This is a genomic window from Pseudomonas sp. LBUM1646, from assembly GCF_059716165.1.
The window spans coordinates 538,734-554,918 of the sequence record NZ_CP166810.1 but is presented as its reverse complement, the minus strand read 5'-3'; the positions used below and the strand labels follow the sequence as shown (position 1 = coordinate 554,918).

Here is a 16,185-nt window from a genome sequence, read left to right as displayed (position 1 = left end):
CAAGAAATATTTCGAAAGCAACTCGGCAAAATAGAGTCTACTCGGACAAGCTGGATCTGTCGCTAACTCCAATAACCCCTTTGCACCAAAAATACTCATAACTGTACTTTGGAAAACTGCAGCATCACCGTCATCGTCACTTTCGTACAAGTCAATAACAGTGTCGCCATATGCCCCCAGGAGAATTAAATTCTCGAATTATTTCTTCACACATCATTTTCACAACTTTTTTCCAACAGACCGAGAACATGCGCCAACCATTCCCGCCCCGACGACCAATCATCCCAATAACAATAGCAACAGCTCATTTCGCTTAATAGAAAATCTTGCAGTTCAGGCTCATTCACCCTATGCATTATAAGCGTATTTATTTCTGCCTTGACGCTTAGAACAGATTCCTTAGATGAGTCCAACAGAAACGATTTAACAACATCATCTGCAAACTCAAATTCACTCATCCAATCCTCATGAAAGTAAGCCCCCAAGAACTGATATAGACGTGGGAAATTTTTACTATCCATTTACAAACCCCGTTAATATAAAATATCCAGTTGGCGAACCTAGATCTCGTTTAAGTATTAACCTGATCATAGATAAAGGCTCGAGTGTTCCGCTCTTGCGAACTACGCCAACACCTGCAGGCGCTGGCACTGATTGATTAATAACCAGTTTTTTATCCGTACCTTTTAGAAAATCAGCAATTTCTTTCTTATTCTTAGCAATGACTCCTGAAACAGCCGCCTCAGCTTCAACCCTAGTAGCAAAAGTGGAAGCAATTGGTATTTTAGGTTCTGCTTTAAGCCTAGCCCTCATTTGACCTTCCGTCCGACCTATATGCTTCTCGATCAAATGGCCACCTCGAGCCTCATGAGCCCCCAACCCCCCACCGGGAACAATTTCGCTAAATGGCCCTTCAGGATCACCGGGACAAGGTAGACATGCCAACCCCAACGGATCAACCCACCCCGTCGGATTCGGCGTGTACTGATACTGGTTGATCCCACCCGCCAATTTGATCGGGTCCGGCGTCAGGTACCGCCCAACCTCTGGATCATAGTACCGATGCCGGTTGTAATGCAGGCCGCTCTCAGCATCGAAATACTGCCCCTGAAACCGCAACGGCTGTTCAAGTTGTTCACCCGCGCCATGCGTCAGGCCAACAACCTTTCCATAGCCGTTGTACTTCGCCGACCAAACAATCTCGCCACCAAAATCCGTCAGTTCCTGCGGTGTGCCGAGGTGGTCGAGTTGGTAATAAAACGGGCAAGCCTTGCGCGGGCCTTTGCCGTCGAGCATGGCCAAGGGGCGGAAGGTGCCGGGTTCGTAGATATAGCTGCGGTAATGTTCGCGGCTGCTTTCGGCGACGACTTGGTCGCCCTGCCAGAAGAACTCGGTTGTCCGACCTTCGACCGTTTTGGCAATACGGCGACCAAACGCGTCGTAGCGATAACTCGCACTACTCCCATCCGGCAACGTGCCGCCAACCAACCGATGCTGGCAGTCATAACGGTATTCGGTGACAAGTTTCTGCCCAGTACCCCGACGCTCACGAATCAGATTGCCAAAGGCGTCATAGTCGTAATGCCGATCCCCCTGCATCAGCAGGCGATTGCCCTTAACGGTCGCCGCACCCGGCCGATCCTGCATCAGCAGGTTCCCCGCCGGGTCATGGGCAAAACTTTCCGGCGGTTCGTCGCGGGTGTGGCGCACGCGGGTCAGGCGGTTGAGGGCGTCGTAGTAATAGTTGCGTTGGCCGTGGCGGCTGTCGGCGATGGACGCGAGGTTGCCGTTAACCGCGTAGCTGTAATGGCGCAGGTACTGCGGACGGTTTTGTTGGTGGACAGCGTGGGCTTGCAGTCGGCCTTGTTCGTCGTAGTGGTAGTGGCTGGTCAGTTGCCCTTGTTGACGCTGTTGTTCGCGACCGAATTGGTATTGGTGGGTGGTAAGCCGCGCGCCGTTGAGGTCGATGGCGTTGAGGGCGCCGCCCTTGGCGTGGTGGTAGTCGAGTTTGCTGTTGTCTGGCAGGCGCAGGCGTTTGAGTTGGCCGCAGGCGTCATAGCCATAGCGCAAGGTGCCCCAGCCCTGGTGCTCAGTGATGAGGCGGTCGTGCTTGTCGTATTCGAATTCCAGCGGATGGTCGCTGCCGTCATCGACGCCGACCAAGCGGCCAAGGCTGTCGTAGCGGTATTCGACCTTGATGCCGTCGGGCAGGGTTTTGACCAACAGCCGCCCGGCCGAATCCCGCTCGTAAGCGGTGATCAGCTGCGAGCCGTCATCACCAAACTCGGTTTTCTCCAGCAATTGGCCATTGAGGTCGTAGGCATACGCCGTGCGCTGGCCGTCGAATCCGGTTTCCTGTCGGATCAATCCGTTGGGCGTGTAATCCAGCTGATATTTTTCGCCGGATTCGTTTTCGATTTCCGTCAGCAGAAGCTGCGCGTTGTCGTAGCGATAGTTGAGCTGCGTACCGTCAGGGTTGATGCGGCGGCTGACCAGGTGCAGGTCGTCGGCGTATTCGTAGCGAGTGACGTGGCCGAGTTCGTCCTGTTCGGCGGTGATCTGGCCGTAGGCGTTGTAGCTGAAGGCGCGGGTGGCACCTGTAGGAAGCGTCGTGTGGATCAGTCGGCCGACGGCGTCCCACTGGTAGCGGGTAACAGCGCCATGTTCGTCCTGACTGGTAGTCCTTCGGCCCAGCACGTCGTAGGAATAACGCCGCACGCCGCCGTCCGGCAGCGTATCTTCAACCAGTTGCCCCAAGCCATTCCAGACAAACACATGCCGACTGGTGTCCGGGTAGCGGACCGACAGCATCCGCCCCTGAGCGTCGTAGTGGTAATGGGTGACCTGCCCATCCGGGTCGACAGCCTCGGTGACATCACCCTGGGCATTGCGCCGATAGGTCCACACCGCTTCGCCGCGATAGCGCGCATGCAGGAAACCGCTGCGGTACTCGTAGGCCGTTGGCTCGTCTTCCGGTGGAATCAGCGCCACGAGGCGTCCGACTTCGTCGTAGCGGTATTCGGTGACGGCGCCGAGCGGGTCTTGTTCGGCAATTAGCCGGCCGTTGTCGTCATAGGCCTTGAGGTGTTCGCCACCGTCCAATTCGACCTTGCGCACCAACCGCGCCCGGTCGTCGTGAACGTAAACCTCTTCGCTGCCATCGATGTTTTTAACGGTGACACTGCCCTCGTCATCCCAGACGTACCGCGTGTCCATCTGCGAAAACGACGCCCAATGCCGGACACATCGCGCAGCCTTGCCAGATCTTTCCCACTCCCAAAAGAAACTCGCCCCACCGGCCAATTGCCGCTGGAGGATCACGTGCTGATCGTCGTAGTCGTAACGCTCGCTTTCGCTGGCAGCGTTGGTCGCTGCGATCAATCGATGGCGTTCGTCGTAGCGGTAGCTGACCAGCGTCTGCTCGGTGTGCCAGGCATCATCGAGTGTCTCGGCCGGGCGGAATTGCTGGTAATCGACGGCAATCAAATGGCTGCGGTCATAGCGCAACAGCAAGGCGCGACCGGCGCCGTTGTCGAGGCGTTTGATGCGTTCCTGGCGGTCGCGGGTGACACGCAGACGGTTGTCGTACGCGTCGCTGATCGCTGTCAGAAAACCATTATGAAAGTGGTAGAAACGGGTTTCTTCGCCGGCCTGGGCGAGGATCAGTTCTTCAGGTTCTTCGCCGAGATAAATCGCCGCGCGCGACAGGCTGTTGTGGATCGCCGGGCGTTCGGTGGACGGCAGCGGAAACGTGGTGTGACGGTTTTCGTGGTCGATCCAGATGACGTAGTCGCCATCGATTTCCAGGCGATGGGCGAGGCTGTGGCTCCAACCGAAACCGAGGCCGCTGTCGATCTCGGCAGCGCTGGTGCGGTAGAGCCGGGTGAAGTCGAACGGCAGGATGCCGTCGAGTGATCCGTCGGTGAGGGTCAGCAGTTCTTCGCCCGTGACCATCGATACCGGGCAGCCATTGTTGCAAGTCGAAGGCGCACAGGTGGCGGCGTCGTCGTTGGGGTTTTTCGATTGGTCGGGGGCGTCGTCGTGGTGTTCGTTTTTCTTGATAGTGGTATTGCGCCGGGCATCCCAACGCAGCTGCATTGCGCCGTTCTTGATACCCGCCGCAATGCCTCGCGCCGCGACCTTTTTGTAGTGGTCGACGTAGGTCATGAAGCGGTTGAGGATGCTGAAAGTCGCCTTGACGAAACGAATGGCGAGATCGGCCAGCCACTTCCCGTACTTCACCCCGCGCAAGGTCAAAAAGGCCACGGCGGCGGGCAGACCGACACCTGTAAGGCTCAGCGCAAAAGCAATCAGGATATCGATCAGCAACATGACAATGACGTTGCTGATCATCTCTGCGGATGATCCCATCATCTGGCTCGGCGGTAGCGCCGAAAACCAAAGGCTCGCCGTGCGAAACAGCAAGCACAGCGCGGCTTCGTCACTGGCCAGCAGCATGGCTTTTTCCATCGCAGCAGGAGATTGCCTGGCTAAATCGATGAGTTCCTGCGCGCCGCTGCCGAGCCGATCAAGGTGATCGCCCGGGTTTTTAAGGATGTCAAAAACAAGGCTGATACTGTCCCAAACGCCGATGATCGCCGCCCAGCTTCCCGCGAGCAGGCCATTGCCCGCTGCGGCCATTACTGACTGCGACCACTGCGGCTGGAAGCCTTCCCATTCACGGCGTAGCCAGCCTTCCAGCTCTTGTGTGAGGCCGTCGTACGATTGAAAAAGCTCGTCGACTTGCTCCGGTGTCACTTCGCTCTGGACACGGATGCGGTAGAACTTGCCGGGCGTGCCTGAGAATTGCCCCTTGCCGTGTTGATCAAGCGTGACGGGCGTGGTCTCGCCGCCCTCAGTAGCGATGACATCCACCTGAATGTTTCCCAAGGGGATGTCGTAAACCGACTCGAACTTGCTCTCGATCTCCAGAATTCCGCTGTCTGGACACTGGGCAACGCTTGAGAAAAAATCGTCGTCGCGACTGCTCACCGCCGTGGTGGTGTTGCCCAGTTTGATCGTCCGCTCCATGCCCATCAGCGAAGGCATATCCGTGGCGCGGCTGACCTTGTCCGCAGCCCGGACGAACAAGCGGTCGAGCTGTTGGCGATACACACTCAAAGTGTCTTTGAAACTGTCGAGCTCCTGCTCGATGTACACCATCTGATCCATCAGTTCAGCTCCACCATCAGGTAATCCACCAAGGCCTGTTTCGGTGCCTCGGGCAGGTCCGGCGCCTCAAGAAAACTCGCGACCTTGCGGCGTAAAACGCTTTCGGAAAATGCTTCGAACAGGTCCGGGCGGTCTTCGCTCAGCCACTTCAGCAGGTTGTTGATTCGGGTGGTGGAGGACTGCGCGGCGAGCTGTTCCAGGAGCATTTCGGGGACTTGCCACCAGGGGAAAACCTGAGTGCTTTTTAGCGCGCGGCCACCGATGTCGAGCGTCTGACCATTGATCAAGCAACGGTCGATCACTGGCATCAGTTCAGCGACGCGGACTTCGCTGGATTGCAGAATCGGCAGCAGATAGCGCCCATCCCAGAAACGAAAAAACACACTGTCACCATTGGGCAGCAGCGCTTGCGTGAGGGAGCGCAAGTGTTCGACCAGCGCTTCAGGGCTGGCCGAAGAAACCGCCAACCAGCCCCAATCGCGGGACTCGGTGGAGGCGACCCACTCCAGAAACTCACTATCAGCGTCGACGATTCCCACAAAAGGCATCACCGCTTCCCACTCGGCGTAGGCGGTGTCAGCCCAGATCGGGCTCGGTGCTTGCGCAGTGATTGAGCGTTGCCAGGCTTTGAATGGCTCAGCCGCGCTGGCGTTGCTGAAAATTGCGAAGAGTTTTTCATCAGTCGTGAGTGGCTGAAGTTGCAGCCAATAACTGGGAGTTACTGTATTCATGACGAGCGCCCGTGCAGCGCCCGAAAGGATCGAGTGCGCTGTTATCCAGAACAACAATTGATAGAAATATTTCTAACGTGAAAAATAACACTTTCGAAAAGCCATTAACTCTTATCGAGTGCAGAGCACCTACAAACAACAAGTTCACTAGCCATTGAGTCTTCCGATAACCAAGCCAACTATAGAAATCGCACTCAGCACGAGCATCAACCCACTAACGAATTTTATTTTCCGACGCAAACCAACTGGAAAGCATTCGTAGTCTTTCGCATTGAGCTCTCCATTTTTCAAAGATTTTCGCGAAAAAAAAATAAAGAGAGTGCCCACGCAACCAATAAATAAAAAGCGGCCAATCGGATCCCATCCCAATGTGCTTTTTCTGTGAATAACAGCTGGAGAGTTACTCAAATGCTTCAATATTTCCCTTGCGCGAAAGTAAGCTAAATACAACACACTCAATGAAACCAGCAAAATAAGAGCAATCAGAACCAGACCACCCCATAGAAATACGGTTTCAGGTATTGTTCTCATTTGGTGACCTCACACACGATTTCGTCCCTCACCCAACTGACTTCCTTCCCGAGATTTTCTTAAACCACGAAAACCTCATTATCTAATCCTCTTCAAGCTTAGGTAGCACAACACAATCAAAACTGCGGTACCTACATGTGCAAGACAATAAAAGCATTTTATGATTCGTAACAAGCGGGGAGAAAACTCCAAGTAATCTTCTTGATCTAATTCTCCAAGCTTTATGGCCCGCCGTGGAAACATCAGAAGCGGAGCAATCGACACCAATATGAAAAACCTAGTAAAAGGATCACCCCCGACAATAAACCGTCGACTTAAGACAGCTCTTGACCTAGCCAAAGAGTGCAATATTTCGCTCATCTTGAAATATGACAAATACAATTGAACGACCAACATAAAAAAGCCCAATAGAAAAAACACTCCACCGCCAATCAAGAAGATCGTAGTTTCAGCTTCGGTCCTCACGGATGTATTCCCTCATAAATTATCTCTCCCAAGTCCTCTCCAATAAGTTCGCCTCCGGCGATACCAAGAGAGGTTCCTACTCCAACTAAAACAAGGCCACAGATAATCCCACCAACACCTGCAGTAGTTGCGCCAATGGCTAGGCAAGCCCCACCACCAACCGCGCCCCCAAATGCACCTCCAGCCAAAGAGCCGCCGAACTTTCCGCCTTCCGTGAACTTCACCTTCCTGCAAGCTTCTTCCGTCCCGACTTTGCAGGTTTCTTTGACCTTTAGCCCAGAAGCAGAAGCTCCTAATGCAATGCCAACCCAGCCACCAACTTTAATTACCTTCCCAGCCTTACTCACCCCATCAATATGCGTCGCATACCCAGGAATTCCTCCAGCCGTACCAGCCTTACTCCAGTGATGCACAAGACTGCGGCTGGAGATTCCCAGCGCATTTTTAAGTTTTGGATGATCCGGAATACCCACGCCTTTGCGTACCAATGGCCCAAGGCTGTTATCCAACCGTCCCATCAGCTTCTTACGCTCGGTAAAGAAGTCCGCACCCTGGAGTTTTCCGTGTTTGTCGAAAGTGCGTTTGTGTAGGTTTTCCAACTCTAAGAGCGTGTCCTTCAAGTTGCCCAGGTGTTTTCCAAACATCGCCGCACCAATCCCAACCCCAGTCGACCCCTGAGAAAGAAAAGACTCAATCTCCCCATGATGACGCGCCATAAACTCAGCCTCGGCATCACTCAAAGGCTCAAGCGCTGCATCAACTTTCTGCGCAGCTTCCATCAGCAAGGCTTCTTCCCGGGTACATTGCGTATTGCGAGGATCGCTGAGGACAATCAATTGGCCGGGTTTGGCGAAGTTAGTGAGTTGTGGATTAAGGCTTCTGAATTTCTCCAGCACCGCTGGCTCTGGTTGTGCAAACAATATCGACTCAAGCGCAGACCGAGACATGCCCTGTTCGACAATGTGGAAACCCGGCTCGACCGTTGAAGCAGGCGCAGCGGATGCAGCCTTTGGCGCACCGGTCAGTGTGTTCGGCGCAGGGCACATCCCGTCCTTGCAGCGCTCACATTCCTCACAAAACGGCGCATCGCTTTTCAGGCTCAACACCTGCGCCGCAGTGAGCAATGTCGCCGGGGCCGCAGCCAGTTTTAATGGCGCATCCGGCGAAGTCGGCACAGCCGCCATGGCCACCATCGGCGCCCCCCCGACCATAATCGGCACACTGCTGAAAATCCCGCCCGGGCCGATGTTGATCCACTGCCCACCGGCCTGAATGGTCGCGCTGGCGCCGCCGTCGATCACCACTTGCTGACCGGCGCTGACATGGAATTGCTGACTGGCGTTCAGCGCTTGGCTGTTCACCCGAATATGTCGGTCGCCGGTCACCAGTAGATGATCGTCCTGTCGCACTTCAGTCTGGCGCTGGCCGTGGGTGATGCGTTGTTCGTCAGCCTTCAACTCATGGCGCGCGATGCCGGTGACGACGATGCTGCGGGCGTTATCGACCTGCACCTGTTGATCATTCAGTACGTGTTGAGTCCAGTTTCGCTGGGCACGCAGGTAAATTTCCTCGGCGCCTTTGCGATCCTCGATGCGCAATTCGTTGTAGCCTCCGCCGCCGGGACTACTTTGGCTGCGGAAAATACTGCGGGTTTTGTCGGCCGGCAGGTCCAGCGGGATCGGGGTCGCGGCGTTCGGCAGGCAGCCCATTACCAGTGGTTTATCAGCATCGGCGTCGATGAAGCCCACCAGCACTTCCATGCCGACTCGCGGTATCAGTACGCAGCCGTAACGATCGTGAGCCCAACCGGTGGCGACCCGCAGCCAGCAACTGGAATGTTCATTGAGTTGGCCGTCACGGTCCCAGGCGAGCTGGACTTTGACCCGGCCGAATTCATCGCAATGGATTTCGCTGTCGGTCGGTCCAGTGACCACGGCGGGTTGATAGCCGAGCATTCGCGGCTTGTCCGGCCCCAGTGGCGGACGAAACGAAACGTCCCACGGCGTCGCCAGAAAGGTATTGCGGTAACCCTGGAATTCGCCGTCGTCGGTGACGGACTCTTCCAGCACCTGCGGCTGTCGGCCATGGTGTTCGATTTCAGTGATCAGCCACAGGTCATTCCAGGCGTCGCGCGGATGTTCGGCCAGTTGCAGGAAATGTCCGCTGACCAACACCGATTGATCGCTGCGACCTTCAGCCTGACGGTAATCCGCACCATGGCGCTCCAGCGCTCGTTGGGTCAGTTGCTTGCCGGATTCGCGGTCGGTGAATTGACCGGGGAAGTGGTAGTCCTCCAGCACCGGTCGCTGTTCGTTATCGACACGACTCTCAAGTTGTAGACGTGGTTTGTTGAAGTCGTAGTCCCGGCGAGTGACCGCTGTAGTCCGGGTCTCCAAACGCACGTTGAAACGCTTGATCGCCGGGGCGCTCGCGGCCATGCCGCTGCCGGGCAAGTACAGCGTGGGCTCGGGCAAACGAGGGAATACCGTTTGGTCGTCACCGAACACCAATAGATGCCCGTCGGGGCTGTGCTGGAAGTGGAAGTGAATACCGATCTCGGCGCACAGGCGCTGGATGAACGCCAGATCGCTTTCCGCGTATTGCACGCAGTACTCGCGCTCGGGGTAGTCGCTGCCGAGTTGAAATTCGAAGGCATCACGCTGGATGCCGTGGTCCTTGAGGATCTGCGCGATGATCGCCGGCACGCTTTTGTGCTGGAAGATCCGCTGATTGAAGCGTTGAGCGAGATAGGCCAGGCGCGGGACCAGGCTGACTTGATAGCGCGTCAGACGTTTACCGGAATCTCCCTGGCCGACCCGATAAATCTGACCGTGGATACCGGAACCTTGCCCATCGAAACTCAGAAACGCCTGACGATGCAGGAGGTTTTCAAGTTCGAGGTCCGGCCGGTCGCTGACCAGATCCAGGTCGAAACGGAACGGTTGGCTGATGGCTTCCTTGCCCGAGAACTCAAGGACCTTGAGCTCATTCTGGACGCCGTCGAGGGTCAACGTGAAACGCGGTTGATTGGCAGGCGCGAACATCCGATGTATCTCTGCAGAATGAAGGCGGGCGATTCTGCATGAGCGAAACGGGGTGTTGAGCGGAGGGCAGGAAAATCAGATTTACCCTACTTTTTTAGGGATTTATCCTTCAAGAATCGGTGCATTTGGCTACAGACACTTCCCTTCGGAAGAAGTGAGGTGGCTCCAATAACTCTGATTTCTTTCTCGCAAACAAAAAAACGGCCCGCCTCCAACAGGAGACGGGCCGTTTCTGTAAGCGAAGAATCAGAGCCTCAGCTCCTCCCCATCACTTGTTCAGGCGGAAATCCGCTTCGGCCGCTGCAAAGCGCATCAGCATGCCTTTGGTCGGCGCGCCCAGCTTACTGACGATGTAGATCGCCAGGCTGGCGAAGATGAAGCCCGGGATAATTTCGTACAGACCCAGCAGTTCGAAATGTTTCCAGACGATTACGGTGATTGCACCGACCAGGATGCCGGCCAGTGCGCCGTTGCGGGTCATGTCTTTCCAGATCACCGAGATCAGCACAACAGGACCGAACGCAGCACCGAAACCGGCCCAGGCGTAGCTGACCAGACCCAGTACGCGGTTGTTCGGGTTGGCGGCCAACGCGATGGCGATCAACGCAACCAGCAACACCATGGCGCGACCGACCCAGACCAGTTCGAGCTGAGAAGCGGTTTTACGCAGGAAGGTTTTGTAGAAGTCTTCGGTCAGCGCGCTGGAGCACACCAGCAATTGGCAGCTCAGGGTGCTCATCACGGCAGCCAGGATGGCCGACAGCAACACACCGGCAATCCATGGGTTGAAGAGGATTTTTGCCAGCTCGATAAACACGCGCTCGTGGTTTTCGGTCACAGGCGCTGCCAGCTCAGGGTGAGCCGAGAAATAGGCAATGCCGAAGAAGCCTACAGCGACGGTGCCGCCCAGGCACAGGATCATCCAGGTCATGGAGATGCGGCGTGCTTTAGCGATCGACTTGACCGAATCCGCCGCCATGAAACGCGCGAGGATGTGCGGCTGGCCGAAGTAGCCCAGGCCCCAGCCCATCAGCGAGATAACGCCGATGAAGGTGGTATTTTTCAGCATGTCGAAGTTGCTTGGGTCTTGCGCTTCGATGGCCAGGAACGTGGTGTCGACGCCACCGGTGGCCAGCAGCACGATGATCGGCGTCAGCAGCAGGGCGAAGATCATCAGGGTCGCTTGTACGGTATCGGTCCAGCTCACGGCCAGGAAACCGCCTACGAAGGTGTAGGCAATTGTCGCGGCAGCACCGGCCCACAGCGCCGTTTCGTACGACATGCCGAAGGTGCTTTCGAACAGACGGGCGCCGGCGACGATGCCGGAGGCGCAGTAGATAGTGAAGAACACCAGGATCACGATGGCGGAGATGATTCGCAGCAGGCCGCTTTTATCTTCGAAACGGCTGGAGAAGTAATCCGGCAGGGTCAACGCATCGCCGTTGTGCTCGGTCTGCACGCGCAGACGACCGGCAACGAACAGCCAGTTCAGGTAGGCACCGACGATCAGGCCAATGGCGATCCAGCTTTCGGACAGACCGGACATGTAGATTGCGCCGGGCAAGCCCATCAACAACCAGCCGCTCATGTCGGAAGCGCCGGCGGAAAGCGCAGTCACGACGCTGCCCAGGCTGCGACCGCCGAGGATGTAGTCAGAAAGGTTGTTGGTGGAGCGATAGGCCATGAAGCCGATCAGCACCATTGCTGCGATGTAGATCACGAACGTGATCAGGGTTGGATTGCTTACGCTCATTCGAATGCTGCCCTGGCTTTGTTTTTATGTAGCGGCGAAGTGTGAAACGCCGACAAACGACACTGTTTGTTCAGACGGTTTCCAGCCCCGCGCATTTATGACTGATGTTTCCCCAGGAAAGCCATCAGCCGGTGCACTTGCCTTTTTTTGGCCGGTTGCACCTTGGGCGCGAATCCTATTCAACAATCCAAATGAGGTGCAACCCATTTCTTGAGAATAAGTTGCACCTAGTCGGATTTATATGAAAAAGAGCTGTTTTTGCTCCCTTTTAGGGCAGTCAGGCTCTTTCGCTAGAAGTAAAAGCACCAAGCAGGAGCGGTACGTTCGTACCGGAATTTAATTCCTGACGAGCTGCTTATTATTCCGACAAAAAAAGGGTTGCACCCGGTTGCACCTCTGCCAGCGCACAGCTAATCTTGCCGCCAGCTGATGCCACGCGGTCGTGGCAAACATGAGGATAAAAATATGGCTACCACCACCCTTGGGGTCAAACTTGACGACCCAACCCGCGAACGCCTCAAGGCTGCCGCGACCTCGATTGATCGCACGCCGCACTGGCTGATCAAGCAGGCAATTTTCAATTACCTGGAAAAACTCGAGGGTGGTGCAACCCTGACCGAGCTGAGCGGTTTGACCAAGGATTCCGACGACACCGTCGATGCGCCTCTGGATCACGCTCACCAATGCTTCCTCGAATTCGCCGAAAGCATCCTGCCGCAATCAGTCCTGCGCGCCTCGATCACCTCCGCTTACCGTCGCCCGGAACCCGAAGTGGTGCCGATGCTGATCGAACAGGCCCGTCTGCCGGCTGCGATGGCCGAAGCCACCAACAAGCTCGCCTCTTCGATTGCCGACAAACTGCGCAATCAGAAAAGTGCCGGTGGCCGTGCAGGGATTGTTCAGGGCCTGTTGCAGGAATTTTCCCTGTCGTCCCAGGAAGGCGTGGCGCTGATGTGCCTGGCCGAAGCGCTGCTGCGTATTCCGGACAAGGGCACCCGTGATGCACTGATCCGCGACAAGATCAGCACCGGCAACTGGCAGCCGCACTTGGGCAACAGCCCGTCGCTGTTCGTCAATGCCGCCACTTGGGGCTTGCTGCTGACCGGCAAACTGGTCGCCACCCATAACGAAACCGGCCTGACTTCGTCCCTGAGCCGCATCATCGGCAAGAGCGGCGAGCCGATGATCCGCAAGGGCGTCGACATGGCCATGCGCCTGATGGGCGAGCAGTTCGTCACCGGCGAAACCATCGCCGAAGCCCTGGCCAATGCGAGCAAGTTCGAATCCAAGGGTTTCCGCTATTCCTACGACATGCTGGGTGAAGCTGCACTCACCGAGCACGATGCGCAGAAGTACCTGGCCTCGTACGAACAAGCCATCCACTCGATCGGCAAAGCCTCCCACGGTCGTGGGATTTATGAAGGCCCGGGCATTTCCATCAAGCTCTCGGCACTGCACCCGCGTTACAGCCGTGCGCAGTACGAACGTGTGATGGACGAGTTGTACCCGCGCCTGTTGTCGCTGACCCTGCTGGCCAAGCAATACGACATCGGCCTGAACATCGACGCCGAAGAAGCCGACCGCCTCGAACTGTCGCTGGATCTGCTTGAGCGCTTGTGCTTCGAGCCGCAACTGACTGGCTGGAACGGCATCGGTTTCGTGATCCAGGCTTATCAAAAGCGCTGCCCGTACGTGATCGACTACGTGATTGACCTGGCTCGCCGCAGCCGTCATCGCCTGATGATCCGTTTGGTAAAAGGCGCGTACTGGGACAGCGAAATCAAGCGCGCCCAGGTCGAAGGCCTGGAAGGCTATCCGGTGTACACCCGCAAGGTGTACACCGACGTTTCCTACATTGCTTGTGCGCGCAAACTGCTGTCGGTGCCGGAAGTTATCTACCCGCAATTCGCCACGCACAACGCCCACACCCTGTCGGCCATTTACCACATTGCCGGTCAGAACTATTACCCCGGCCAGTACGAGTTCCAGTGCCTGCACGGCATGGGTGAACCGCTGTACGAACAGGTTGTAGGCAAAGTTTCCGAAGGCAAGTTGAACCGTCCGTGCCGCGTATACGCACCGGTCGGCACTCACGAAACACTGCTGGCGTACCTGGTGCGTCGCCTGCTGGAAAACGGCGCGAACACTTCGTTCGTCAACCAGATTGCCGATCAGTCGATCTCGATTCAGGCGTTGGTCGCCGATCCAGTGGCCAGCATCGAGCAGATGGCGACCGTGGAAGGTGGCTTCGGCCTGCCGCACCCGCGCATCCCGCTGCCGCGCGACCTTTATGGTGCCGAACGCGCCAACTCCAGCGGCATCGACATGGCCAACGAACATCGTCTGGCGTCGCTGTCCTGCGCCCTGCTGGCCACCGCGCATAACAGCTGGAAAGCCGCGCCGATGCTCGGCTGCACTTCCAGCACTGAAACTCCTGCGCCAGTCCTGAACCCGTCCGATCTGCGTGACGTGGTCGGCCATGTACAGGAAGCCACCGTCGAAGACGTCGACAACGCGATCCAGTGCGCCCTGAATGCCGCACCGATCTGGCAGGCCACCCCGCCCGCCGAACGTGCCGCGATCCTGGAACGTGCCGCCGATTTGATGGAAGGCGAGATCCAGCCACTGATGGGCCTGTTGGCTCGTGAAGCCGGCAAGACCTTCGCCAACGCCATCGCCGAAGTGCGTGAAGCCGTGGATTTCCTGCGTTATTACGCGGTGCAGGCACGCAACGATTTCACCAACGACGCCCACCGCCCATTGGGTCCGGTGGTCTGCATCAGCCCGTGGAACTTCCCGTTGGCGATCTTCAGTGGCCAGGTGGCTGCTGCATTGGCCGCCGGTAACCCGGTCCTGGCCAAGCCTGCGGAACAAACCCCACTGGTGGCCGCTCAAGCCGTGCGCTTGCTGCTCGAAGCCGGGATTCCGGAAGGCGTGCTGCAACTGCTGCCGGGCCGTGGCGAAACCGTTGGCGCCCGCCTGGTCGGTGACGATCGGGTTAAAGGTGTGATGTTCACCGGTTCGACCGAAGTCGCTCGTTTGCTGCAACGCAACGTCGCCGGTCGTCTGGATGCCCAGGGTCGTCCGATTCCGCTGATCGCTGAAACTGGCGGCCAGAACGCGATGATCGTCGACTCCTCGGCGCTGACCGAACAGGTTGTGATCGACGTGGTGTCCTCGGCGTTTGACAGCGCCGGTCAACGTTGCTCGGCCCTGCGCGTGTTGTGCTTGCAGGAAGATTCCGCCGACCGTGTCATCGAAATGCTCAAGGGTGCCATGGCTGAATGCCGTCTCGGCAACCCAGAGCGCTTGTCTGTGGACATCGGCCCGGTGATCGACGCCGAAGCCAAGGCCGGCATCGAGAAACACATCCAGGCCATGCGCGACAAAGGTCGCAACGTGTATCAGGTGGCTATCGCCGACGCCGAAGAAGTCAAACGCGGCACCTTCGTGATGCCAACCCTGATCGAACTGGAAAGCTTCGACGAGCTGCAACGGGAGATCTTCGGCCCGGTGCTGCACGTGGTTCGCTACAAGCGCAAAGACATCGATCAACTGATCGGCCAGATCAACGCTTCCGGCTACGGCCTGACCCTGGGCGTGCACACTCGCATCGACGAAACCATCGCCAAGGTGATCGACAACGTCAACGCCGGTAACGTCTATGTGAACCGCAACATCGTTGGCGCTGTGGTTGGCGTGCAGCCGTTCGGTGGTGAAGGCTTGTCGGGCACCGGTCCGAAGGCGGGTGGTCCGCTGTACTTGTACCGTCTGTTGTCGACGCGTCCTACGGATGCGATCGAACAATCGTTCGCTCGCGGTGATGCCATCGCTGCGCCGGACGTTCGCTTGCGTGATGCCATGAGCAAGCCGCTGACCGCCCTGCAAACTTGGGCTGACAGCAATAAGCTTGCCGACCTGAGCACCCTGTGTGTGCAGTTCGCGGCGCAATCGCAAAGCGGAATCACCCGTGTCCTCGCTGGCCCGACCGGTGAGCGCAACAGCTACGCCATCCTGCCGCGCGAACACGTGCTGTGTCTGGCGGAAGTTGAAGGCGATTTGCTGACTCAACTGGCGGCGGTATTGGCGGTTGGCGGTTCGGCGGTATGGCCGGAAGCTGACTTGACCAAGGCATTGTTCGCACGCCTGCCGAAGGACATTCAGGCGCGGATCAAGCTGGTTTCCGACTGGAGCAAGGACGAAGCGGTGTTTGATGCGGTTCTGCATCATGGCCATTCCGATCAGCTGCGTGCGGTTTGTCAGCAAGTGGCCAAGCGTGCCGGGGCGATTGTCGGGGTTCATGGGTTGTCCCAGGGCGAGACCAATATTGCGCTGGAGCGGTTGGTGATTGAGCGGGCGTTGAGCGTTAACACCGCTGCGGCGGGTGGTAATGCCAGTTTGATGACCATCGGCTGACACACCACTGATCGTTCCCACGCTCCGCGTGGGAATGCCTCCTGTGACGCTCTGCGTCACGTCGTTTGGGGAC

Annotated in this window: 6 protein-coding genes and 1 pseudogene; 1 reads left to right on the top strand and 6 read right to left on the bottom strand. The window is 57.1% G+C overall.

The genetic code is table 11. The features are described 5' to 3' along the window. Positions 1–206: 206 nt before the first annotated feature. The 6 genes and pseudogenes from ACA071_RS02440 to putP form a co-directional block, all read right to left on the bottom strand. On the bottom strand, positions 207–521 hold the full coding sequence (locus ACA071_RS02440) for a contact-dependent growth inhibition system immunity protein (protein WP_497642974.1): 315 nt from the start codon (positions 519–521) through the stop codon (positions 207–209). After that, positions 514–5,172, bottom strand: a complete 4,659-nt coding sequence (locus tag ACA071_RS02435) for an RHS repeat-associated core domain-containing protein (RefSeq protein ID WP_497642973.1) — start codon at positions 5,170–5,172, stop codon at positions 514–516. Before ACA071_RS02435 ends, ACA071_RS02440 begins: the two co-directional genes overlap by 8 nt. After that, entirely contained in the window at positions 5,172–5,903 is a 732-nt protein-coding gene (locus ACA071_RS02430; protein WP_497642972.1) for a DUF4123 domain-containing protein, read from the bottom strand. The genes ACA071_RS02435 and ACA071_RS02430 overlap by 1 nt, the downstream gene beginning before the upstream one ends. Before the next feature lie 147 nt (positions 5,904–6,050). Continuing rightward, on the bottom strand, positions 6,051–6,434 hold the full coding sequence (locus tag ACA071_RS02425) for a hypothetical protein (RefSeq protein ID WP_497642971.1): 384 nt from the start codon (positions 6,432–6,434) through the stop codon (positions 6,051–6,053). A gap of 1,499 nt (positions 6,435–7,933) precedes the next feature. Beyond that, positions 7,934–9,943, bottom strand: a pseudogene (locus ACA071_RS02420) (type VI secretion system Vgr family protein); the annotation flags it as partial. Positions 9,944–10,211: 268 nt separating this feature from the next. Next, positions 10,212–11,696: a sodium/proline symporter PutP gene (putP, locus tag ACA071_RS02415; RefSeq protein ID WP_497642970.1), complete on the bottom strand. Its 1,485-nt coding sequence runs from the start codon at positions 11,694–11,696 to the stop codon at positions 10,212–10,214. 465 nt (positions 11,697–12,161) lie between these two features. Here putP and putA point away from each other — a divergent pair, with 465 nt between their 5' ends. Next, positions 12,162–16,112 (top strand): trifunctional transcriptional regulator/proline dehydrogenase/L-glutamate gamma-semialdehyde dehydrogenase, encoded by a 3,951-nt coding sequence (putA, locus tag ACA071_RS02410; RefSeq protein WP_497642969.1) that lies wholly within the window; start codon positions 12,162–12,164, stop codon positions 16,110–16,112. Positions 16,113–16,185 lie beyond the last annotated feature (73 nt).

Coding starts and splice junctions, on each gene's coding strand:
- ACA071_RS02425 (WP_497642971.1), bottom strand. CDS start 6,434: ATGAGAACAATACCTGAAACCGTATTTCTATGGGGTGGTCTGGTTCTG.
- ACA071_RS02435 (WP_497642973.1), bottom strand. CDS start 5,172: ATGGATCAGATGGTGTACATCGAGCAGGAGCTCGACAGTTTCAAAGAC.
- putA (WP_497642969.1), top strand. CDS start 12,162: ATGGCTACCACCACCCTTGGGGTCAAACTTGACGACCCAACCCGCGAA.
- ACA071_RS02430 (WP_497642972.1), bottom strand. CDS start 5,903: ATGAATACAGTAACTCCCAGTTATTGGCTGCAACTTCAGCCACTCACG.
- putP (WP_497642970.1), bottom strand. CDS start 11,696: ATGAGCGTAAGCAATCCAACCCTGATCACGTTCGTGATCTACATCGCA.
- ACA071_RS02440 (WP_497642974.1), bottom strand. CDS start 521: ATGGATAGTAAAAATTTCCCACGTCTATATCAGTTCTTGGGGGCTTAC.